Raw genomic sequence first — 19,372 nt, 5'->3', positions numbered from 1 at the left:
CCACCACTCGTCCGGTACGGTTGGGTTCATGCAGCAGCGCACCATTGTCATCACCGGCGCCAGCGACGGCATCGGCGCGGCAGCCGCACGGAACCTGGCACGGGCAGGCGAGCGGATCGTCGTCGTCGGCCGTTCTGCGGAGAAAACCAAGGCGGTGGCCTCAGACCTGGGGGCTGACTACTTCCTCAGCGACTTTGCCCAACTGGCGCACGTCCGAGACCTGGCCGCGACCCTGAAGGAAAAGTACGCGCGGATCGATGTCCTGGTCAACAACGCCGGTGGGATCATGGGCCGGCGCGAGCTTACCGTGGACGGCTACGAAAAGACGTTCCAGATCAACCACCTGGCCCCGTTCCTGCTCACCACCGAACTCATGGACGTCCTGCTGGCAAGCCGCGCCACGGTCATCAACACGGCCAGTGCGGCCAACGGATTCGGGAACCTGGATTTTGCCGACCTTCACGGCCACCGCACGTACTCGACGAACCGCGCGTACGGCACGTCCAAGCTGGCCAACATCCTGTTTACGTCGGAGCTGCAGAACCGCTACGGCGAGGCAGGAATCTCGGCGGCGGCCTTCCACCCGGGCGTAGTGGCCACCAACTTCGCCGCGGAGTCCACGAGCTGGTTCCGGCACGCGTACAAGACGTTCATCAACAGGTTCCTGCTGACCCCGGAACAGGGCGCGGACACACTGGTGTGGCTCGCGACGACCATGCCGGGCCGGGACTGGGTTCCCGGCGCCTACTACGCCAAGAGGGCACTGGCCCAGGCCAACAGGCAGGCCTACGACGCGGAGCTGGCGCGGGAGCTGTGGGACCGCAGCGAAGAGATGGTCCGGGCCGGGCAGGCCGCGGAGCATGGGTAGGGCGCAAGCCCGCGCTCAGCGCCGCAGCCGCATCCCCTCCAACGCGTCGATGGCATCGGCTGAGCGGAGGAGGGCGATCTCCAGGCCGGTCTCCGGCTCGGGGAACGAGAACAGGTAGCCCTGCAGGGAATCACACTGCAGGTCCGTCAGGTAGGCCGCCTGCGCTGCAGTCTCGACCCCTTCAGCCGTGACCGTGAGCCCCAGCGAGTGGGCCATGTTGATCATGGAGCTGAGGATCGGGAGTTTCTCGGCGCCTGTACGGATCATGGAGACGAAGGACCGGTCGATCTTCACCGCGTCCACCGGTAGGTCCTGAAGCCGCCCCAGCGAGGAGTAGCCTGTGCCGAAGTCATCCAGGGCCACCCGCACGCCGGCGTGGCGGAGGGTGCCCAGCTGCTGAATCACTTGGTCGTCATGGTCGAAGAACACGCTCTCCGTCACCTCCAGGACCAGTTGCCCGGGGTTCATCCTGCAGTTTTCCGCAAGCCGCAGCACGTCGTCGGCGAACCCGCGTTCCCGCAGCTGAACCCCCGAGACGTTCACGGCGAGGGACCGTTCCCGGGAGCCGTCCAGCCAGGAACGAAGCTGGGTGAAGCTTTCCCGCAGCATGTGCATCCCGATGGCTGAAATGAGCCCGCTGCGTTCCGCCGTAGGAATGAAGTGCGACGGCGGAACCCGTTCGCCGCCCCGGTCCCACCGGGCCAGGGCCTCGAACTGGGTGACCTCGCCGAGCCCGGGCGAGACAATCGGCTGGTAGTTCACGGTGATCTCGTCGTTGTCGATGGCGAGCCGCAGGCCGGCCTCCATGTGCGTCCGCCGAACCAGCGCCGTCATCATCTCCGGCCGGAACCGCAGGTACTGATTCTTGCCGGCGTCCTTGGCGGCGTACATGGCGACGTCCGCACGGCGCAGCAGCTCCGAGGCCGCGATGACGCCCTCACCCATGGAAGCGAGACCCAGGCTGAGGCTGGGCCGAAGCATGGCTCCATCAATCAAGACCGGGACGTTCAGTGATTCCACGATGCCTTCCGCCACGCTGTCAGCATCCCGGGCACCGGTCAGGAGAACCACGAACTCGTCACCGCCCAGCCGTGCGACAGTATCTTCCGGACGGACGCAGGCCCGCAGCCGGCGGGCAACCTCAACGAGCATCTGGTCACCGGCGTGATGGCCGAGGATATCGTTGACCTCCTTGAAATCGTCCAGATCCAGGAGGAGGACGTCGACGGCGGCGCTGCCCTCACCGCTCAGCGCTTCAGTCAGCTGCTCGTGGAACAGTTTCCTGTTGGCCAGCCCGGTCAGCGGGTCCTGGAAAGCCATGGCCTTCAGCTGTGCGGCCTGCTCGGCGAGTTCGGCCATCGCCTGCTTCGCCTGTTCCTGGGCGCGCCGCCGCGGCGTCACATCACGGAAGCTCCAGACCCGGCCCACCACTTTGTCGCCCACCTTCTGGGGCCGTGAGTACCGTTCGAAAGTGCGTCCGTCCAGGAATTCCAGGACATCGTGGCTCTCCGCGGCGGGGTGCGCGTACAGGTCCTGGACTTTCTCCACGAAGGTCTGCGGGTCAGTGAGCTGTCCCAGGACAAAGCCCATCACGGCTTCATCGTCATGGGTGGCAAGCAGCTCGTGGGGAATGTGCCACATGGCAGAAAACTGGTCGTTCATCCCGGCGATCTTGCCGTCGACGCCCACCACGAGAATGCCGTCCGCCGTCGACTCCAGCGTGGCGCTGAGCAGCGACATCGCTTCGCGCAGCCCGTCATCGGTCTCTTCCCGGTGGAACGTCGGGCGGAAGCACGCCACGAGGAATGTTCCCTGCTCCGATTCAAGCAGGGAACAGGCCACCTCGCCCTGGAACTCGCTGCCGTCGCTGCGGAGGCCGTACGTCTCAAAAGGTGACGGAGGCGGAGCGGCGGAGTTGATGCGAAGAGAGGCGAAGTGACGGTCAAAGCCCTCGGGGAAACCGTTGGGCAGCACGAACCGGTGGTCCCGGCTGGTCAGGTCCTGCCGGGCGTACCCGAAGATGGACGCCGCGGCAGTGTTGGCGAGGCTGATCGAGCCGTCATCGGCTATGACCAGCACGGCGTCCGGCAGCGCATCGAAGACTGACTGGAGGCCGATCCCCGGACCTTCCTGCTGCTCGTGCGGCGAAGGAGCCCCCATATCAGGCGTGCTCCGCGTGAGACCAAATTTTCGTCATGAACATCCCCCTCCAGAAATCATAGAGTCCCGGCCAAGCCGGACTCTACCCCTGGAGACTCCGAAGGGAGTCCGGGTGGGTTGCTCAGTGGGCGAACTTGGCCTCGACCGGGCCCATCAGCGGCGCGCCCGCGTTCGTTCCCAGGCCGCGGACTGTCCAGCCCACGGCTTCCCAGCCTGCGGCGTCCAGGACGTTTCGCGCGTCCAGCACCGTCCGGCGCCGTACGAGCTGCCCGGCGACGGCAGGTGACAAAGTGCGGTACTCATCCCATTCGGTGAGCAGCAGCACGAGCTCGGCCCCCTCCAGCGCCCGGGCCGCCGAGGGCTCGAATCGCAGCTGCGGGTAATGCATCCACGCGGTGTTGATGGCCTTCGGGTCGGTCACGGTCACGTGCGCGCCGGCCGCGGCGAGCCGGAGGGCGACGTCGAGGGACGGCGAATCGCGGACGTCGTCCGTGTCCGGTTTGAACGCGGCGCCCAGCACCGTCACCGTGCGGCCGGCGAGATGGCCCTCGCACAGCTCGCGGGCCAGCTCCACTGTCCGGAGCCGCTGACGCGCGTTCACGGAGTCCACCAGCTGCATCCATTCCGTCGCCGACCCAACGCCGAGCTTCGAGGCCTGGGCCTTCAGGCTCCGGATGTCCTTTGGCAGGCAGCCGCCGCCGAAACCCAGCCCCGCGTGCAGGTACCGGCTCCCAATGCGGGGATCGAGGCCCATCGCTTCGCTGAGCTCGCTGATGTCAGCCCCGGACGCGTCGCACAACTCCGACATTGCGTTGATGAAGCTGACCTTTGTGGCCAGGTACGCGTTCGACGCGGACTTAATCAGCTCGGCCGTGGCGAAGTTGCAGACCAGCCGCGGAATGCCGGCAGACAGCAGTGGCTCATACACGGCATCCAGCACCGCAGTGACTCCCCGCGGTGTGCTGCTTCCCGGTTCAAAGGCGGCGTCCCTGCCGCCCGGCACGCCATACACCAGGCGGTCGGGCACCAGTGTGTCCTTCACGGCGGTGCCCTGGCGCAGGAACTCCGGATTCCAGCCGAGGAGGACGTCCCGCCGGCCGGCAAGAATTCCGCCAAGCATGTCAACGGTCCCCACGGGCACCGTTGATTTACCGACGACGGCGGCACCGCGGCTTAAGTGTGGAAGGAGACTTTCGGTGGCCGAGACCAGGTAGCTGAGGTCGGCGCCGTCGGACGTTTTGGATTGCGGTGTGCCCACGCAGAGGAAATGGATCTCGGCGCCGGCGGCGGCGCCAAAATCCGTGGAAAAGCTGAGCCTGCCGGTGGCATGGCCATCGCGCAGCAGCTCGTCCAGGCCCGGTTCGAAGAAGGGGGCAACGCCGCCGGCCAGGCGCTCCACTTTGGCAGGATCAACGTCGATCCCCACCACCGTGTGGCCCATGGAAGCGAGAGTGGCTGCATGTACGGCACCGAGGTAGCCGCAGCCGATTACAGAAATTTTCACAGGCCTGCTCCTTCTGAGGTTGGGCGTCCGGCGGACACTGAGGAGGCGGCGATGACCTCCCTGTAGTGACGGACCAGTTCAGCATTGAGGGCCGGCCATGTCCGGTTTTGGACTGAAGCGTGCGCAGCCGCTGCGAACGCACGGCGCTTGGCGTCGTCGCCCATCAGGTCCATCACGCGGCTCCGCAGGTCGGCCAGGTCGCCTGGCCTGTAAAGCCATCCGGTCCGTGAGTTTTCCACCAGGTCCAGGGGGCCGCCGCGCCCGGTAGCCACCACCGTCACCCCGGACGCCATGGCCTCCTGGATGGTCTGGCAGAAGGTTTCGAATTCACCCGGGTGGACAAACAGATCGAACGAAGCCACCGCCCTGGCCAGCTCCTCGCCGCCCAGGAACCCGGTGAAAACCGCGCTCGGAATGGCTTCTTCAAGGGCCGGCCGCTGCGGACCGTCGCCCACGATGACCAGCCGTGTGCCGGGGACGTCGGCGAGCACTGCCAGGTCCTCGACCTGCTTTTCCACCGCGAGCCGGCCCACATAGCCGATGATCCGCTCACCGCCGGGTGCCACGGATGCCCGCCACGCGCCGTCGCGCTTTTCCGGTGCAAAACGCGCGGTATCCACACCGCGCCGCCACATCTCCACCCGCGGAATCCCGCGGCCGCGCAGCTGGTTCAGCGCGAAAGTGGAGGGCGCCAGCGTCCGGTCGGCAAGCAGGTGAATGTTCTCCACCCGGTTCCAGGCCCAGTTCTCGAGGAACGGCACGCCATAGCGGGCCATGTAGCTGGGAACCTCAGTCTGGTAGATCGCCACGGTCGGGATGCCCAGCTGGGCGGCCGCCTGGGCTGCCCGCCAGCCGAGCACGAACGGCGATGCCAGGTGGACCACGTCGGGAGCGTAATCGGCAAGCATTCTTTTGACCCGATACACGCCACCCACGGCCACCCGGACATTCGCATACCCGGCCAGCGGTACGGAGGGAAGCCGATGCACAATCGCGCCGTGGACAACATCAAGAACATCGGTGTCCGATGTCGACGGCGCAATCACCATCACCTCATCCCCGCGCTCCTGCAGATGTTCGAGCACGCGCAGGATGGAGTGCGTAACCCCGTTCATCAGAGGCAGGAATGATTCAGCGACTATTGCGATCCTCACCCCTCCACCGTGATCGGGGCGTCTGACGTTGCGGCGGAGTGGGCGTGACGCTGAGGCAAAGGTTGGGTTAACAGGAGGACGCGGGTTCCGAGAGGCTTATCCGGCGGCGTCGGGCCGGAAGATGTCCGGCAGTTCATCAACAAAAACCGTTTGGGGCGGTTCAAAGTAGATTACAAGCACCTTGTCGCCGACCGGGAAGACGCTGGTTTTGTCGAACGGGTAGGCATGAAAGGCGCTGGTCCCGCCGCGGAACGGCAGCATCACCTCACCGACCGTGCCCGGGCCTATCCGCCCTGTGACCCTGCCGATCTTGCCTGTCAGGCTGCGGTCAACGTTCCTATGCACTGGGCGGCTTCGGGGATCGTTTTGACGGCTCGTGGCCGTCCTTCAGCGCGCTGGAAAGGCGCGGAAGGAACGTGCCGGCCTGCGAGAGGATGCCGCCGATCATGCCGTTGAGGCCGTCGCCGCCGTTCAGCACCGTCATCTGGCCCACATGGCCGAACGGCTCGGCCGCAGCCGACACAATGGCAGGCATGTTCTCCGCCAGCTGCTGGGCGATGACGGCATCCTGGTTGGTCTCCAGTGCGTCGCCGCGTGCCTTGATGCCTTCCGCTTCCGCCAGGGCCTTCGCCTTGATCGCGGACGCGGCGGCATCACCCCGGGCCCTCGTGGCAGCGGCCTCGGCCTCACCTGTCACACGCGTGGCTCCCGCCATGGCCGCCGCAGCCGAAGCGCTGGCCTGGGCCTCGACTTCAACGCGCCGGGCATTGGCCTGTGCTTCGAGTTCCGTCCGTTTGGCCCTTGCCTCAGCGGCGCTGATGTCCGCGGACTTCTGGGCCTCGGCTTCGGTCCGCTGCGCATAGGCCTTGGCGTCGGCCGGTTTGCGGATGACCGTCTGCAGCTTCTGTTCCTCGCGGTCCGCCTCCAGCTTGGCCACTTCGGTTTCCTGCACTACCACCTGCTGCCGCGCCGTTGCTTCCGCCAGCGGCCCTGCCTGGGCCGCATTGGCCTTGGCCCGCTCGGCGTTTGCCTGGGCAACTGACTGTTTGATGGCCGAGACGCTTTGGGCGTCGGCAATCTGCGCCGCCGCCTCGGCTTCTTTCTCTGCCGCCTCCCGGTTCCTGGTGGCCTCGGCGATGCGGGCCTCCATCTTGACGTGCGCAATGTGCGGTTTCGCGATGTTCTGGATGTATCCCGTGGGATCCTGCAGGTCTTTGATCTGCAGTGAATCGACGACGAGTCCGAGCTTTTCCATTTCCACACCGCTTGCGCCGCGGACCTGCGAAGCCAGCTTGTCGCGCTCGCGGATGATCTCTTCAACCGTCATGCTGCCGATAATGGAGCGGAGATGTCCCTCAAAGACGTTGTAGACCTGGCTTTCCATCTTGGGCTGCTGGCCGAGGAACCGCCGCGCGGCATTGGCGATGAAGGGCGGTGCATCGCCGATCTTGTAGATGACCACGCCATCGACAATGACCTGGATGCCCTGAGAGGTGACACATGAGACCGTGAGTTCCCTCTCATTCAGGGTCAGGGACAAGGCCCTCACCGTTTGCAGCCCCGGGATCACGAGCGCGCCCCGGCCGGTGACAATCTTGAAGTCCATTCCGTCGGTGTTCTCGAGGGTTCCGCGCGTCAGGCCTGAAATGATCAGGGCCTCGTTGGGCTCAGCAACCTTCCACATCAGTTTTATGGCCACCCAAATCACAGCGATTCCGGCGAGGATCCCGACGATGGTGGCGATAGCTGGGAGGAAGGCTGACAGGGCTTCCATGAATGTGTCCTTTCACGTCATTGAAAAAGGCGAGGCACAGTACAGGCCGGCACCGGGCGCGCCGAAACTGCCAGCTGTGATAGACAGTCTTGCCGGGCGCATACGGGAAAGTCCAGCAATTTGATGATCAGGATCCGGGGGCGGGCCGGTGCTCCGCGGGCCCGCCCCGAGGCGTCCGCCCACGAGGCTTTTCAAGAATCGGTGCTGTTCCGGAATCAGTGCTGTTCCAGAATCCGGCGGGCATCCCGCTGGGCTTCCAGTTCTTCCGGCGATAGCGTTTGTCCGGCCAGATAGCCTGCCCCGGCAATGAGCTGCCTGAGCTCTGCCACCGTCCGCGGCGTGCCCACATCCAGATGCGCCATCGCGTGGCAATTCGGGCAGAGCGGAACAAGGTCCGTCACCGGATCGAGCTCATAGTCATTGCCGATCTGTCCGGCAGGCACCAGATGGTGGACCTGGATGAAGCCCGAGCCGGTCTCTCCATAGGCGGACTCAAAGGAGAAGCCGCAGGCGGCACAGCTGGTGCCGTGGTGGGCCACGCAGATCCGCCGTGCCTCAACGCTGCTTTCGAAGCGGTTGGCCTGCACCCGGCTGACCGCTTGCTCCGGATAGCTCCCGGGCACGAGCTGGACGGGGTCCGGCGCCTGTGCCGGTCCCGACTCCCGCCACACGGCCCGGACTCCCGACTCCTGCACCGGGTCAAGGGCGAGCACCGGCTGCGCCAGGTCCTCCCACGGAACCTCCGGCACAGCGTCGGCAAGGACGCCTGGCAGGATCTGGTCGCCGGACCGAAGGAGGGCATCGAACGCCACGGTGATGCGTCGGGAGCCCACGCCCTGCTCGCCGGCCACCGGCTGTGCGGCCCCCGGGGCCTCTCCCGAGACCACCAGACCGTGGCCCAAAAGTCCGTGGCGGCGGCCCTGCAGCCACAGCCAGGCCTCATCACCGGCGTGCACGTCTACCGGGCCGTCAACGGCCCAGCCTGTCAGCACCTGGCCTGTCTCCCGCACACGTTCGACGGCGGCGGCATGGTTCCAGCCGTCGCTGTGGTCAGGATCCCACGCCAGGATGATGGCTGTCATACGCATATTCTTGCAGTGATTCTGCTGCTCCGGGCCTGTTGCCGGCAGCCCGTGAACGGAAGGGGCGAGGCCCCGGCCAGAGCCCTCGGTGCTGACGGCCTACTCGGCGCCGTCGGGGAGTGGGCTCGAGGTGGCAAGGCTCTCCACCAGTTCGGCCAGCTCATCCATGCCCCTCGACTTTCGGATGGAGTTCCCGATGCGGCTGCTTGCCTCGCGGTAGGAATTTTCTGTCAGGACGGTTCGGACGGCCCTGGCCACGGCTTCTGGGATGGGGCGGTTGGAGCGGAGGTTGATTCCGGCGCCTGACCAGGCCACGCGGGCGCACACTTCGATCTTTTCCTCGGTTTCACCCGCCACGACGAGCGGCACGCCGTGCCGAAGCGCGAATTGCACACCGCCATAACCGCCGTTCGTGACCAGCACGTCGGTTCTGGCCAGCAGCTCGTCGTAGGGAAGGTAGGACGCAACGCGCACGTTGTCCGGCAGGGGACCTGCGAGGGCTTCCACCGGGCGTCCGCCAGTGCTCACAACGACCATGACGTCGTCATGAGCGAGGCCGTCGATGGTGGGGCGGATGAGGTCATCGAAATCCCGGTTGGCGACGGTGCCTTGCGTGACGTGCACGACCGGTCGGCCGGCGTCGAGCTCCTCCCACCAGTCAGGCAGCGCGTCCGTGGCGGCGTTTCCTGCAGTGTTCTTGCCGCTTTGGGAGACGGGCCCAACAAAATACACCGTTCCCGGAAGGTCCGAGCGTGGATATTCGAACTCCGGGACCGTGAACTGGACCACGCGGTCGGCGGCACGGGGCCAGTCCATGAAGAACGTCGGGAAGGGGCGCCCCGTGGCCTCAATGGAGACGGCGTCGGCATACTTCTGAACCGGGCCGAAGACAATTTTCTCGGTCAGTGCCTGCAGTGCTCGGTTACGAATCCGGCCAGCCGCACCAGGCATCGGCGGGATGCCCAGCCCGTACGGCGCCGTGTCCCTGCTGGCCAGGCTGAGTGGCACGATGCCGCAGTTGACTACCGCCGGGCGGCGGGACCGCGGGAGGTTGAGCAGCAGCGGGGCGCCCATGAACAGCGATTCGGCCAGAACAGCATCCGCAGGGCGTTCCGCGAGTGCTCTGAGGATGGCCTCGTATTGCGCTTTCCCCGGACGCATGAAGATCTCCTTGATGTCGAACCGGATTCCCTTGGGGCCTTTGAGGCCAATCCGGCCCGGAAAAGCTGCATCAAGGTTCGTGTCGTCGAAGTCGGCTTTCGGCGGCAGGGGCAGGAAGCTTGCTCCGGTGTCCTCCACGCGGCCCTTGTAGCGCTGTCCAGTGAGGAACCGGACATCATGTCCGCGTTGCACGAGGCCCGCAGCCACCGAGAGCATCGGCGTTACGTGGCCAATCAAGGGACTGGAGCAGAGTAGTACCGATGCCATGGCGGTCTCCTATTAGGTTGTTTACGTTGTCACAGTTTTCATTACTGTGGCACAGTAGTCAATATGCAGGACAAGGAAATGCAGCATCACGAAAAACGCCGGCGGTACCGCTCCACGCTCCGGGATGCCCAGGCGGGCGCCACCCGGCAACGGGTCGTCGATGCCGCGGGCACCTGTTTCGCGGCGAGGGGTTTCACGGCCACCACCCTTGGGGCCATAGCGGACGAAGCGGGTGTATCCGTGGAAACCGTTCAGGCCCACGGCCCCAAGAGAATGCTCCTGCTCGCCGCGGTGGAAAGCCGGTCGGCGGGTGTTGACGGCGGGCGTTCCATCTTGGATGTGCCCGAGGCCAAGGCTGTGCTCCAGAAGACCAGCAACGCGGAGGCTCTCGCCGGGCTGGCTGTTTTCGCGGCGGAACTCAACCGCCGTGTCGGACAGCTGTGGCAGGCGCTGGCGGCCGCCGCGCAGGGGGATTCCGACCTCGCCGCAGCATATGCGGAGCTGCAGGAGCGTATCCGGGCAGATTTTGTGAAGGTGGTCAAGGTGCTGCAGACGCGCTCCGGGCTGCGGACGGACTTGGACGCCGAGGACATGGCCGCGACCCTGCTGGTGCTCACCTCACCTCACCAATATGACCTGCTGGTGGTTCAGGCCGGATGGACGCAGGAAAGGTACCTCACGTGGCTGGAGCGCATGCTCGCTGAAGCGGCGCTGGTCCGATAGCCAAACGCACGGGGACGCGAGACGGCCGCCTCACCGAAAAGGGGAGGCGGCCGCCGTCGTGCTTTGGGCCCTTAGGTGTTCCGGACGTGGTCCTTGGCGTCCGCGGCGCTGGTCTTGACGTCGGAGACGGCCGTCTGGCCTTCTCCCTTAACGTGCTCGGCGGCGTCGGCGGCTGTGGCTTTCACGTTTTCCATGGCTTCCTGGGCCGGTTCCTTCAGCCCCTGCGCCATATCCTTTGCAGCTTCGGTGAGCTGGGTGGTGACCGGTTCGGCTGCGGTCTTCAGGGCCTCCGCTGCTTCGCGCTCCTTCTGGCTCGGTGGAATCAGGGAGGAGACCAGGAGGCCCGCGCCGAAGGCGATCAGGCCGGCGGCAAGGGGGTTGCCTTGCGTCTTCGCTGCTGCCTTGTGCGGGGCGTCGGCCACGGCAGTGCCGGCGTCGTGGAGTGTGGAGCTGACGGCTGAGCCGGCGTCACCCATCGCGGAACCGGCACTGCCTGAAGCCCTGTGGGCGTGCTCCGACGTGTGCTCCGCTGCTCCCATGACTTTCTCCTTCACTCCGAAGACGGCCTCTTTGACCTTGTCGGTCTGCCTGTGGACGATGTTGGACGGTGTGACCTTGTCTGCAACCGCGTCGACGTTGGTGCCGAGGCGGGCGCGGGTGGCTTCAATGTCGGCGCGGATGGCGTCCGGGTTTTCACTCATCGTTTGTCTCCATTGGGTTTCAGTGTCGGAGGGATTTCCTGGATGGTCTCGGCGGTCTGGGGCATGCCCTTGATGGCTTTGAGTTCCTTGCGGCCAACCGAGGCCAGGATGGCGGCGATGATGCCCCAAATCACGGCAACGACGACGGCGGACCAGCCCAGGCCTATCAGCTCGCCCAGGGCGTACCAGAGGGCGACGGACAGGAACAGGAGCACGAAGTGGCCGGCTACGCCGGCGCCGGCAAGCATGCCGCCGCCCTTGCCGGCCCTCGTGGCCGACTGTTTCGCTTCTGCCTTGGCCAGTTCCACTTCCTGACGCATCAGGGTGGAGAGGTCGCGGGTAACATCACCCAGGAGATCCCCGAGGGAATTGGCGTCCGCTTTGGCGTGCGCGGTGGTGGGAGGTGTCTCCGGTATCTGGCTGCTCACAGGTGACGTCCTTCACCTTCGGCAAAGGGGTCATCCACGTCACGCTGCGGAACCCCTGCAGTGGAACTTCCCGGAAGGGTCTGGGCAGAGCCGGGAGCGGCCATGCCTGGACGGGCGGGCTCGCCGATTCCAGGCTCACCGTAGGCAGGCTCACCGTAGGCAGGTTCGCCGGCAACCGGTTCGCTGTAGGCCGGTGTGCCGTACTCCTGCTGTCCGTAGCCGGGCCGTGCCGTGGCGGTTTCGTCGAAGAGCGGCGCGCCGACACCCGCTCCCACGGTGCCTTCGGTGACCGGGGGCTGCACGGGCTGGGGCGGAACCGCCGTGCCGGCTGCTGTTGTGCTGGCCGGGGCTCCTGCCTGGAGGCTTCTGCCCAGGCGGCCGGCGAGCATGCCGGCTCCGGCAGCGAGCAGCAGGAAGGTGCCGGGGCGCTGGCGTGCGAAGGACTTGACTTCGTTCAGCAGTGATCCCGGATCCCTGTTGTCGAGCCAGGAGGCGACGGATTCGGAGCGTTCCGCAGCCTGGCGGATGAGGTCGGAGGCAACGCCCTGCTGGTCCGGGGCATCAGCCATGGAACGCAGCTGGGATGAGATGGTGCGGATGCCTTCGGCGGCCTTCTGCTGCTGGGCCCCTGCCTGGCTGGTAAGGTCCGACTTTGCCTGGTACAGAAGGTCCTTGGCGTTGGTTTTTGCTTCGGCAGCCACATTCGCCGCCTCAGTCTTGGCCGTGCCCGCCACGTTCTGGGCTGCGCCGGCGGCCTGTCCTGCGACGTTCGAGGCTTCTTCCTTCGCGGTACCGGTCTTCGAGGCTGACGCCGGGCTCCCGGAGGAAATGCCCGAGCCGTAAGCCGGTGAGTTCTGCGTAGCCGGGGGAACTGTCAGGCTCCCGTCCTGCGGCCATTGGTTCTCTGTCATCTTCGCTCTCTCTTTCCGAAAGGGTCAGCTGCTGCTTCAGGAACCAGCGTTGCTGGCATGCAATGGTAAGCATGTTTACTAAAAAATAGTAAGCACCCTTGGCTTTTTTGTCATCATGCCGCACGCCTGCCGGCGGCGCCGCAGATGCCAGGGCTCCAGAATGGCGGTTCTGCGCCCACGCGCACCGGATCCGTAGGAAGAAAAATGCCAAGCCGCTTGCCAGTCTGATAGTAAGCATGCTTAGGGTATACGTGTGAGGTTGACTGGCGTGACGAACAGCCGTTCCGGCCCGGTGCTGCGAGTCCGCTGGAATTGCCCCCAAAGCAACGAAGTGCACCAGTAGTCAGGATCCAAGGAGGCAGCATGCTCACCAAGGAACATATCGACGATCTGCTCAACAAGGACGGCTGCATCTTCTCCGCGGACGGAGACAAGATCGGCTTGATCGGCCAGATCTACGCTGATGACGACACCGGCCAGCCCACCTGGGTGACGGCACGTACAGGCCTCTTCGGCACGTCCCAGTCCTATGTCCCGCTAGCAGGCGCACGACTCGAGGGCAGCGGCATCGTCGTCCCGTTCAGCAGGAACCAGGTCATGGAGGCACCCAGCGTGGATGCGGACGGGCATCTGGAGCCATCCGAGGAAGACCGGCTCTACGCGCATTACCAGCTTAACGGCGGGGCGGCTGCCGCCGGCGTCGCAACAGGACGCACAGGCACAGAGCGCGACGCCGGATTTGCCGCCGGACGCGGCGGCACCTACAACGTTGCCGACGCGTCGGACACCGTCGGGCGTGAGGCATCCGGCACGTCAGCGGCGGATGCAATCGAGGCCCACAGCGTTGCCGGCAGCGGACGGCGCTGACGCGGCAGGCGCTGGGCGCCGGTGTTTCCCCTGGCCCCGGAGGGCAGTTACCTGCCGACGCGCGGCCTCGGGAAAGCTCATACGTGAATGGGGAGGGCGGAACTGATGGTCCCGAACGCTGATGCGGAGCAGTGGGGTCCACACCAGTTGCTGTCGATGGCTGCCCGGCTTATCCAGCGCCGTCAGGACCAGGCCCTGGCAGAGCTCGGTCTCACCCATGCCGCAGTCATTGCCCTTCAAGGCCTCACCGCAGGACCCCTGAACCAGGAACAGTTGGCAGAAGATATCCATGTCCGCAGCCAGTCCCTGGGCAGGGTGCTGGCCCGTCTTGAGGAGGCTGGTTTGGTCTCCCGCAAGTCCAGCCCCTCGGACCGGAGAAGCAACGAGGTGGCCATCACCGAGGCGGGGCTGAATGCCTTGGCTGCGGCCCGTCAGGTGGAGAAGGAAACCCTGCCGCAGGACATGGTGGAGGGGACCGCCTTGAGCCGTGAACTAGCGCGGGTGATCAGCCACTTTCCCCGGTCACCCCGGCTGGGTGCCCGTCACGGAACGAGGCCGCCGGAGAGCGGCGATGGCCCGGATGAAGGTACCGCGGGAGAGCCCGGGTCCGGGCGAACCGACTCCACGATGCCTGTGGACGCCTCGGAACAGGATCCAGGAGAGTCCGGCAGCAGCCCGTCGGGGGACAAAGCCCCGGAAAGCTGAGGGATTCTCAACGGAACGCAGGAAAACGGAATGTGACGGTGTTTCCCGCGCTGCCCCAGGCAGGGCGGGAAACACCATTTTTAGCGTCGTTGCCCATGCACTTCAGGACCTCGACGTGAGGCTGCTCTTGGTCATGGGATCCGGCCAGTTGCCGATGAAACCGGATGTGAGATTGGGCCAGTTGCCGATGCTTGCACGGCAAGAACGGCTGGGGACAGCAGACAGCGGGGCGTGGGTGAACATGACATTTTCTCCTGAATGAACGTTGGAATCCGTACGCCGGTGGCGCAGGTGGTCGGTTCTGCCGTGATGAGGGCAGAGTTGACCTGTTCAGTCGGGGGAAGACCCCGGATCGAATGCCGGGCTGGCAGGCAATACGGTGGCGGCGTCAAGACGGCGCTCGCCGGTCAACTGGTGCAGTGCGTTCCAGAAGGCCGCGACATCCGCGGCCTGCCCGCCGGAACCCTCAGAGATGGAGGAGCCGGACTGGCCGTGAGTGGCCGCGGGCCCGACCACGTCCAGGCCGGACAGGCTGTGGGGGACCCTCAGCGGACCCGTCTGGACTGCGCTCGTCGCCCAAGGGTGGCTGATGGAGGTCATACGAAGCTGAGCCAGGGTCTGGCCACGGCTACCGGCTTCTTGAATCTCCGCCGCCGCGGGGGCGGCAGAACTGTTGGCGGCTGTGTTGGCGGATGCACGCTTGCTGACGGTGGAAGCTTTAGCGGTGGAAGCTGCCGGGGCCTGGGCCGCAGGGACTGGGTGCACCGCCGCGGCTCGCCGTCCGGCGTCCGGAGTGGACACTGCAGGTGCCGGCGGCACGGCGGGCCGTGCCTCTTGGCCTGTCAAGGGCTTGGGGACGGGAAGCTGGACCACGGGAACGGGAAGCTGGACCACGGGAACCGGAACGGGAAGCCGCGGCAACCGCGGTTCCAATGAGGCAACAGCGTCGTCCACCGAGGCTACTGCGTTGTCGACCTGAGAAAGCGCCGGCGCCGCTGTCTTGGTCACCGTGGAGACGGCAGCCTCCGCCTCGCCGACGATAGCGTCCGATGTGCTGGCGACGGTGGCCACGGTGTCAGCAACCGGAGTCAAGCGGGCCGGCAGGACCTGTACAGCGGGCAGCGACGAAACTGTGGACACGGCCTTGGACGTCGCGGTGCCCGCGCTCGTGCTCAGGACGCCGGATACCGACCCCGCTGGATCACCGGACGTGCCGGGATCGAGCAGCCCTGAAGCGGCGGATCCAGGCGACTCGGGTGATGCTTGGGCGGTGCCTGCGCCCCAGATGAGCCAGGCACATGCAAGCAGGGCGGGCACGAGGAGGGCGCGCACAGAAACTGTGCACCACGAGCGCAGGTGACTGCCCATTCCGATTCACCCCCCCAGAGGCAATGGGAGATCAGGATATGCCCGGGCGGCGGCCGCGTCCAGAGGAAATTTATTCGCCTGCTTATCATCTGCGGGCGGGCGGGAAGAATGCCCCGGATGGAAGCCTCTTTCGGCCGTAAAATTGGCTTAAGGAGTGTTGGAGTCATGGCCGGGTCGATCGTCGTCGTCCTGATAATTCTGGCAGTAGCCGCCGCCGTCGCAATCGTTGCCACGGTGCGGGTGGTCGTGCGTGACGGGCGGGGCCACGTTCCCACCGAGCCGTCCCAGCGGCCGTGGACAGCCGGCAACCTGCCCAGCCAGCCGTACTCTTTGATCCGCTTCTAGGCTTTGACCGGCTCGAGGCTTGCTCCAGCCCAAACCTTGCCCCAGCCCAAACACGGCCCAATCCAGTGGGACGTCTTCGACCCAGGGCTCTTGCTGAAGTACCTCCAACGCAAAGCTGGTGCAGCCGCCCACGAACTTGCGCGGGACACCTGCACCAACCGGTAGTACGAATTTCAGATTGGATATCTACTCATTCGCGGCTCCTATTCCCGGCGTTCGCGTTCCGGGTTTATTTCCTGTCATCAGCCAGATGCCGCGAGAACATCCAGCCGGCGACAATCATGAGAACACCCGCCACCATCAGGGTCCAGCTATCCGTCATGTTCAGCGACAGGAAATTGGCCGCCGAATCCACTCCGACACTGAGCCCGTAGATGCTGAGGATGATGTACAGCGCACCGGCGCCCATAAGGAACCTGCGCGCACCCATTTCACTGCGGGACATGGCCCAGCCGGTTCCACCGATGACCAGGTGCACAATGTTGAGCAGCATGGATACCTGGAACAGGCCAAACAACATGGCGTGCGAATTAGGCCCAAGGAACATCAGTTCGCCATAACGTGCGGTGATGCCCGGAATGAACCCGAGAATACCTACGAGCAACGCGACAATACCAACACCCATGCCAACGTTCTGGACGTCTGTGCGACCAAAGTGAACGCCGTGTGCATGTGGGGATGCGGTCGTCATTTTTCTGCCTCCAACCACTGATTGCGGACAAGCTAATTTTACGTCCGCACACCGTAAAAAGCGCTGGCTGCGGCCACGGCACCACACCGCACGGGATTTGCCGTCGGCCGTCTTCTCCGCCGAAGAGCCTGTCGAAAACAGCTGGGCGAGGGCGCACATGGCACGATGGACCACGATGAAACTGCGCGCTGATCAGACCGGTGACCGTGGCCTTCCCATGCCCCTGTGGCTGCAGGGCGGGCTGGAGTCGGCCCAGGCCGCATTTATTTCCGCCCTGGTGGTTATTGCCCCCGTTGTCGCGGTGTGGGCAACTTCCGGTTTCCGGGACACACAGTTCGACTTCTTGGCGCGCCTGGCCGGCCAGGCCTGGCTGGTCATCCACGGGGTGCCCCTGTACCTGACTACCGTCGTCGACGGTGCCGCCGCCGGACCGGAGACGGGCACTCTCTCGCTCATCCCGCTGGGCATGACGCTCGTTCCGTTCCTGCTCGCGTGGCGGGCGGGCCGGCGCCTGGCCCGCGCCTCGTATACGGACCAGCTGTGGCAGGCGCTGCTGGGCTCCTGGCTGGTTTATGCGGGATTCGGCGTCGCCACCGGATTCGTGTGCCGCACCGAAGACGTCGGGGTGTTCCTCTGGTGGGCCGCGCTGCTGCCCCTGATTCCCTTTGCGCTTGGCATGGTGATCGGAGCACGGCGCGAGGCCGGGTCATGGAGCCGGCTGATCGGCGTCGATGCCGTGGACTGGATCGCGCGGACCAGCCAGCACTCGCGCTGGGCCGGCTCCTACCTGGCCTCCGCGGCCAAGGCCGGCTTCGTCGCGCTCATGGCTGCCCTGGCGCTGTCTTCGGCCCTGCTGGCCGTTGACCTTTTCATCCACTGGAACCTCGTGGTGGCAGTCTATGAAGCGCTCGACGCCGGCGCGGTAGGAGGCGCGGCGCTCACCCTTGCGCAGCTCGGCTTCATTCCCAACCTCGCCGTCTTTGCACTCGCCTGGGTGTCCGGCTCGGGCTTCGCCCTCGGAGCGGGCTCCCAGGTCGGCCCACTGGGCACGGCCGTGGGGCCCCTTCCGTCAGTCCCGGTCCTTGGGGCCATTCCTGCCGGCCCGCTCGACTACGGCTTCGTGGCCCTCGTAGTGCCGGTGCTCGCCGGGGTGCTTGGCGGTTGGTGGTTTCTGCGTGAGGGGGAAAACCACTTTGACGAGTGGCTGTCCATCAAGGTGCGCGTCCGGTGGTTCACGGCTGCAGCCTCCACTCTGGTGCTGGGCATCATCGCCGGAACCGCGGCTGGCCTGCTGGCAGGCACGCTCGCAGGTATAACGCATGGTTCGGCAGGAATCGGCCGCCTCCATGACATCGGGCCCGACCCGCTGTGGACGGCAGTCTGGGTGGCGGCGGAAGCCGGCATCGGCGTCGTCATCGGTTACGCAGCCGGCCCGTGGCTGGAGCGCCGGCAGGAGCTGCGGGAAGCGGATCTCGGGGCCGCCCCCGGCAAGTAACGGCCCCAAGCGCGGCGTGCAGCGGACGCGGTCAGCGGCCCGGCTGGAGCTGGCCAGGCATCGAGTTTTCGAGCTGGACCCGGCAATCGTTGCTGGCCTGGCTCGTCAGGGCATAGCGGGCGCACTGCTGATAGTCGCGCACCTGATTGAAGAACACGGCGGAGACCAGGACCAGCAGCGCCATCACGGCGGATACGGCCAGGCCGGAGATGGACCCGAACAGCACCAGCCTGGACTCCTTGAGCCGGACGGCGCGGACAAGCACGATGATCCCCAGAACGATGCCCGCAAGCGTCAGAATGGCCGTCAGCCAGAGATAGGTAAGGTCGAGCTGGAATACAAAAAACGAGCCCAGCACCGCCACGATGAACATGCGGAACAGGGTGTGTGTTTTCAGCAGCGAGGACTTTGCGCCCTCGCTGAGCGGAAGTTTGGTCCGCTGTGACCCGTCGGGGCCGGGAGTGGGGTTCATGTTTTCCAGCCTACGCGAGCAGCCGCCTAAGCTTGAGCAATGCGCATAGTAGTCCTCGTCTCCGGAACCGGCTCCAACCTCCAGGCAGTCATCGACGCCGTACAAACGGGGGAGCTGGACGTGGAGATCGCCGCGGTGGGCGCGGACCGGCCCGGCACGTATGGAGTGGAGCGCTCAGCCGCGGCAGGAATCGACACTTTCGTGGTGGATTTCAAGGCCTATGCGGACCGCGCAGCCTGGAACGCCGCGCTGACCAAGGCTGTGGCGGCATACCAGCCGGACATCGTGGTGTCCTCGGGATTCATGCGCATCGTGAGCCCGGAATTCATCGACGCCTTCGACGGCAAATACCTCAACACCCACCCCGCACTGTTGCCGTCCTTCCCCGGAGCCCACGGCGTCCGGGACGCCATGGGCTACGGCGTGAAGGTGACGGGCTGCACCGTGCACTGGGCCGACGCCGGGGTGGACACCGGCCCCATCATCGCCCAGGAAGCCGTGACCATTGAGGACGGCGATACCGAAGAGACCCTGCACGAACGGATCAAGGTGGTGGAGCGCCGGCTGCTCGTCTCCACCCTTGCGTCGCTCGCCGCCGAGCACCGCCGCGCGGGATCGATTATGAAAAGCGAGTAGTCCGCGCCAAAAACCGGGTAGACCCCGTTAAAAGACGGGTAGCTGGAGGCGCCTGACCAC

20 protein-coding genes are annotated in these 19,372 nt (G+C 65.6%); 7 read left to right on the top strand and 13 right to left on the bottom strand.

Annotated elements, in window-relative coordinates; all coding sequences use genetic code 11:
- Window positions 1-28: 28 nt before the first annotated feature.
- Complete coding sequence (locus AC6CH3_RS01875; protein WP_498130840.1) at window positions 29-868, top strand: SDR family NAD(P)-dependent oxidoreductase; 840 nt, start codon at window positions 29-31, stop codon at window positions 866-868.
- Between the two features lie 15 nt (window positions 869-883).
- Here the strand turns inward: AC6CH3_RS01875 and AC6CH3_RS01870 are convergent, their stop codons facing one another.
- The 7 genes from AC6CH3_RS01870 to AC6CH3_RS01840 all read right to left on the bottom strand — a co-directional run bounded on the left by AC6CH3_RS01870 (window position 884) and on the right by AC6CH3_RS01840 (window position 9,970).
- Window positions 884-3,028: an EAL domain-containing protein gene (locus tag AC6CH3_RS01870; RefSeq protein ID WP_498130813.1), complete on the bottom strand. Its 2,145-nt coding sequence runs from the start codon at window positions 3,026-3,028 to the stop codon at window positions 884-886.
- A gap of 121 nt (window positions 3,029-3,149) precedes the next feature.
- The gene (locus AC6CH3_RS01865; protein ID WP_498130812.1) at window positions 3,150-4,532 is read right to left on the bottom strand and encodes a UDP-glucose dehydrogenase family protein; all 1,383 of its coding nucleotides are present in this window, start codon (window positions 4,530-4,532) and stop codon (window positions 3,150-3,152) included.
- The gene (locus tag AC6CH3_RS01860) at window positions 4,529-5,686 is read right to left on the bottom strand and encodes a glycosyltransferase family 4 protein (protein WP_498130811.1); all 1,158 of its coding nucleotides are present in this window, start codon (window positions 5,684-5,686) and stop codon (window positions 4,529-4,531) included. Before AC6CH3_RS01860 ends, AC6CH3_RS01865 begins: the two co-directional genes overlap by 4 nt.
- A 96-nt stretch (window positions 5,687-5,782) precedes the next feature.
- Window positions 5,783-6,031 carry an NfeD C-terminal domain-containing protein gene (locus tag AC6CH3_RS01855; protein WP_498130810.1) on the bottom strand — a complete coding sequence of 83 codons (249 nt, stop codon included), beginning with the start codon at window positions 6,029-6,031 and terminating at the stop codon, window positions 5,783-5,785.
- Complete coding sequence (locus AC6CH3_RS01850; RefSeq protein ID WP_498130809.1) at window positions 6,024-7,460, bottom strand: flotillin family protein; 1,437 nt, start codon at window positions 7,458-7,460, stop codon at window positions 6,024-6,026. Before AC6CH3_RS01850 ends, AC6CH3_RS01855 begins: the two co-directional genes overlap by 8 nt.
- A gap of 215 nt (window positions 7,461-7,675) precedes the next feature.
- Window positions 7,676-8,542, bottom strand: coding sequence for an HNH endonuclease (locus AC6CH3_RS01845; RefSeq protein ID WP_498130808.1), 867 nt, complete (start codon window positions 8,540-8,542; stop codon window positions 7,676-7,678).
- A gap of 99 nt (window positions 8,543-8,641) precedes the next feature.
- A complete protein-coding gene (locus AC6CH3_RS01840; protein WP_498130807.1) occupies window positions 8,642-9,970 on the bottom strand; it encodes a glycosyltransferase in 1,329 nt (442 codons plus the stop codon).
- Between the two features lie 78 nt (window positions 9,971-10,048).
- On the opposite strand from AC6CH3_RS01840, the gene AC6CH3_RS01835 reads away from it, so the two are divergent.
- Window positions 10,049-10,693 (top strand): TetR/AcrR family transcriptional regulator, encoded by a 645-nt coding sequence (locus tag AC6CH3_RS01835; RefSeq protein WP_498130806.1) that lies wholly within the window; start codon window positions 10,049-10,051, stop codon window positions 10,691-10,693.
- A gap of 71 nt (window positions 10,694-10,764) precedes the next feature.
- Here AC6CH3_RS01835 and AC6CH3_RS01830 read toward each other — a convergent pair whose 3' ends face one another.
- From AC6CH3_RS01830 to AC6CH3_RS01820, 3 genes are read right to left on the bottom strand one after another with little or no spacing between them, the layout of a single operon-like run.
- Window positions 10,765-11,394 carry a DUF3618 domain-containing protein gene (locus tag AC6CH3_RS01830; RefSeq protein ID WP_498130805.1) on the bottom strand — a complete coding sequence of 210 codons (630 nt, stop codon included), beginning with the start codon at window positions 11,392-11,394 and terminating at the stop codon, window positions 10,765-10,767.
- Complete coding sequence (locus AC6CH3_RS01825; protein WP_498130804.1) at window positions 11,391-11,822, bottom strand: phage holin family protein; 432 nt, start codon at window positions 11,820-11,822, stop codon at window positions 11,391-11,393. The genes AC6CH3_RS01830 and AC6CH3_RS01825 overlap by 4 nt, the downstream gene beginning before the upstream one ends.
- The gene (locus tag AC6CH3_RS01820; protein ID WP_498130803.1) at window positions 11,819-12,733 is read right to left on the bottom strand and encodes a hypothetical protein; all 915 of its coding nucleotides are present in this window, start codon (window positions 12,731-12,733) and stop codon (window positions 11,819-11,821) included. The genes AC6CH3_RS01825 and AC6CH3_RS01820 overlap by 4 nt, the downstream gene beginning before the upstream one ends.
- Window positions 12,734-13,096: 363 nt before the next feature.
- On the opposite strand from AC6CH3_RS01820, the gene AC6CH3_RS01815 reads away from it, so the two are divergent.
- Entirely contained in the window at window positions 13,097-13,600 is a 504-nt protein-coding gene (locus AC6CH3_RS01815; RefSeq protein WP_498130802.1) for a PRC-barrel domain-containing protein, read from the top strand.
- A gap of 105 nt (window positions 13,601-13,705) precedes the next feature.
- A complete protein-coding gene (locus AC6CH3_RS01810; RefSeq protein WP_498130801.1) occupies window positions 13,706-14,305 on the top strand; it encodes a MarR family winged helix-turn-helix transcriptional regulator in 600 nt (199 codons plus the stop codon).
- 330 nt (window positions 14,306-14,635) lie between these two features.
- Here AC6CH3_RS01810 and AC6CH3_RS01805 read toward each other — a convergent pair whose 3' ends face one another.
- Window positions 14,636-15,637, bottom strand: coding sequence for a hypothetical protein (locus AC6CH3_RS01805; protein ID WP_498130800.1), 1,002 nt, complete (start codon window positions 15,635-15,637; stop codon window positions 14,636-14,638).
- A gap of 201 nt (window positions 15,638-15,838) precedes the next feature.
- Between AC6CH3_RS01805 and AC6CH3_RS01800 the strand changes: the two genes are divergently transcribed.
- Window positions 15,839-16,018 (top strand): hypothetical protein, encoded by a 180-nt coding sequence (locus tag AC6CH3_RS01800; RefSeq protein WP_498130799.1) that lies wholly within the window; start codon window positions 15,839-15,841, stop codon window positions 16,016-16,018.
- A gap of 229 nt (window positions 16,019-16,247) precedes the next feature.
- On the opposite strand, the gene AC6CH3_RS01795 is transcribed toward AC6CH3_RS01800, so the two are convergent.
- Window positions 16,248-16,643: a DUF4383 domain-containing protein gene (locus AC6CH3_RS01795; RefSeq protein WP_498130798.1), complete on the bottom strand. Its 396-nt coding sequence runs from the start codon at window positions 16,641-16,643 to the stop codon at window positions 16,248-16,250.
- Between the two features lie 241 nt (window positions 16,644-16,884).
- Here AC6CH3_RS01795 and AC6CH3_RS01790 point away from each other — a divergent pair, with 241 nt between their 5' ends.
- Complete coding sequence (locus tag AC6CH3_RS01790; protein WP_498130839.1) at window positions 16,885-18,204, top strand: cell division protein PerM; 1,320 nt, start codon at window positions 16,885-16,887, stop codon at window positions 18,202-18,204.
- A gap of 31 nt (window positions 18,205-18,235) precedes the next feature.
- On the opposite strand, the gene AC6CH3_RS01785 is transcribed toward AC6CH3_RS01790, so the two are convergent.
- The gene (locus AC6CH3_RS01785; protein WP_498130797.1) at window positions 18,236-18,676 is read right to left on the bottom strand and encodes a hypothetical protein; all 441 of its coding nucleotides are present in this window, start codon (window positions 18,674-18,676) and stop codon (window positions 18,236-18,238) included.
- Window positions 18,677-18,715: 39 nt separating this feature from the next.
- Between AC6CH3_RS01785 and purN the strand changes: the two genes are divergently transcribed.
- Complete coding sequence (gene purN, locus AC6CH3_RS01780) at window positions 18,716-19,312, top strand: phosphoribosylglycinamide formyltransferase (RefSeq protein WP_498130796.1); 597 nt, start codon at window positions 18,716-18,718, stop codon at window positions 19,310-19,312.
- Window positions 19,313-19,372 lie beyond the last annotated feature (60 nt).

The sequence above is a fragment of the Arthrobacter sp. GQ119 genome, from assembly GCF_059759125.1.
The sequence above is the reverse complement of the archived record's forward strand: the minus strand, read 5'-3'. Positions and strand labels throughout refer to the sequence as shown.

What these genes read in the sequence shown, in the direction of transcription:
- AC6CH3_RS01875 (WP_498130840.1), top strand. Translation starts at nt 29, where the DNA reads ATGCAGCAGCGCACCATTGTCATCACCGGCGCCAGCGACGGCATCGGC.
- AC6CH3_RS01870 (WP_498130813.1), bottom strand. Translation starts at nt 3,028, where the DNA reads ATGGGGGCTCCTTCGCCGCACGAGCAGCAGGAAGGTCCGGGGATCGGC.
- AC6CH3_RS01850 (WP_498130809.1), bottom strand. Translation starts at nt 7,460, where the DNA reads ATGGAAGCCCTGTCAGCCTTCCTCCCAGCTATCGCCACCATCGTCGGG.
- AC6CH3_RS01845 (WP_498130808.1), bottom strand. Translation starts at nt 8,542, where the DNA reads ATGACAGCCATCATCCTGGCGTGGGATCCTGACCACAGCGACGGCTGG.
- AC6CH3_RS01840 (WP_498130807.1), bottom strand. Translation starts at nt 9,970, where the DNA reads ATGGCATCGGTACTACTCTGCTCCAGTCCCTTGATTGGCCACGTAACG.
- AC6CH3_RS01835 (WP_498130806.1), top strand. Translation starts at nt 10,049, where the DNA reads ATGCAGCATCACGAAAAACGCCGGCGGTACCGCTCCACGCTCCGGGAT.
- AC6CH3_RS01830 (WP_498130805.1), bottom strand. Translation starts at nt 11,394, where the DNA reads ATGAGTGAAAACCCGGACGCCATCCGCGCCGACATTGAAGCCACCCGC.
- AC6CH3_RS01820 (WP_498130803.1), bottom strand. Translation starts at nt 12,733, where the DNA reads ATGACAGAGAACCAATGGCCGCAGGACGGGAGCCTGACAGTTCCCCCG.
- AC6CH3_RS01815 (WP_498130802.1), top strand. Translation starts at nt 13,097, where the DNA reads ATGCTCACCAAGGAACATATCGACGATCTGCTCAACAAGGACGGCTGC.
- AC6CH3_RS01810 (WP_498130801.1), top strand. Translation starts at nt 13,706, where the DNA reads ATGGTCCCGAACGCTGATGCGGAGCAGTGGGGTCCACACCAGTTGCTG.
- AC6CH3_RS01800 (WP_498130799.1), top strand. Translation starts at nt 15,839, where the DNA reads ATGGCCGGGTCGATCGTCGTCGTCCTGATAATTCTGGCAGTAGCCGCC.
- AC6CH3_RS01795 (WP_498130798.1), bottom strand. Translation starts at nt 16,643, where the DNA reads ATGGGTGTTGGTATTGTCGCGTTGCTCGTAGGTATTCTCGGGTTCATT.
- AC6CH3_RS01790 (WP_498130839.1), top strand. Translation starts at nt 16,885, where the DNA reads ATGAAACTGCGCGCTGATCAGACCGGTGACCGTGGCCTTCCCATGCCC.
- AC6CH3_RS01785 (WP_498130797.1), bottom strand. Translation starts at nt 18,676, where the DNA reads ATGAACCCCACTCCCGGCCCCGACGGGTCACAGCGGACCAAACTTCCG.
- purN (WP_498130796.1), top strand. Translation starts at nt 18,716, where the DNA reads ATGCGCATAGTAGTCCTCGTCTCCGGAACCGGCTCCAACCTCCAGGCA.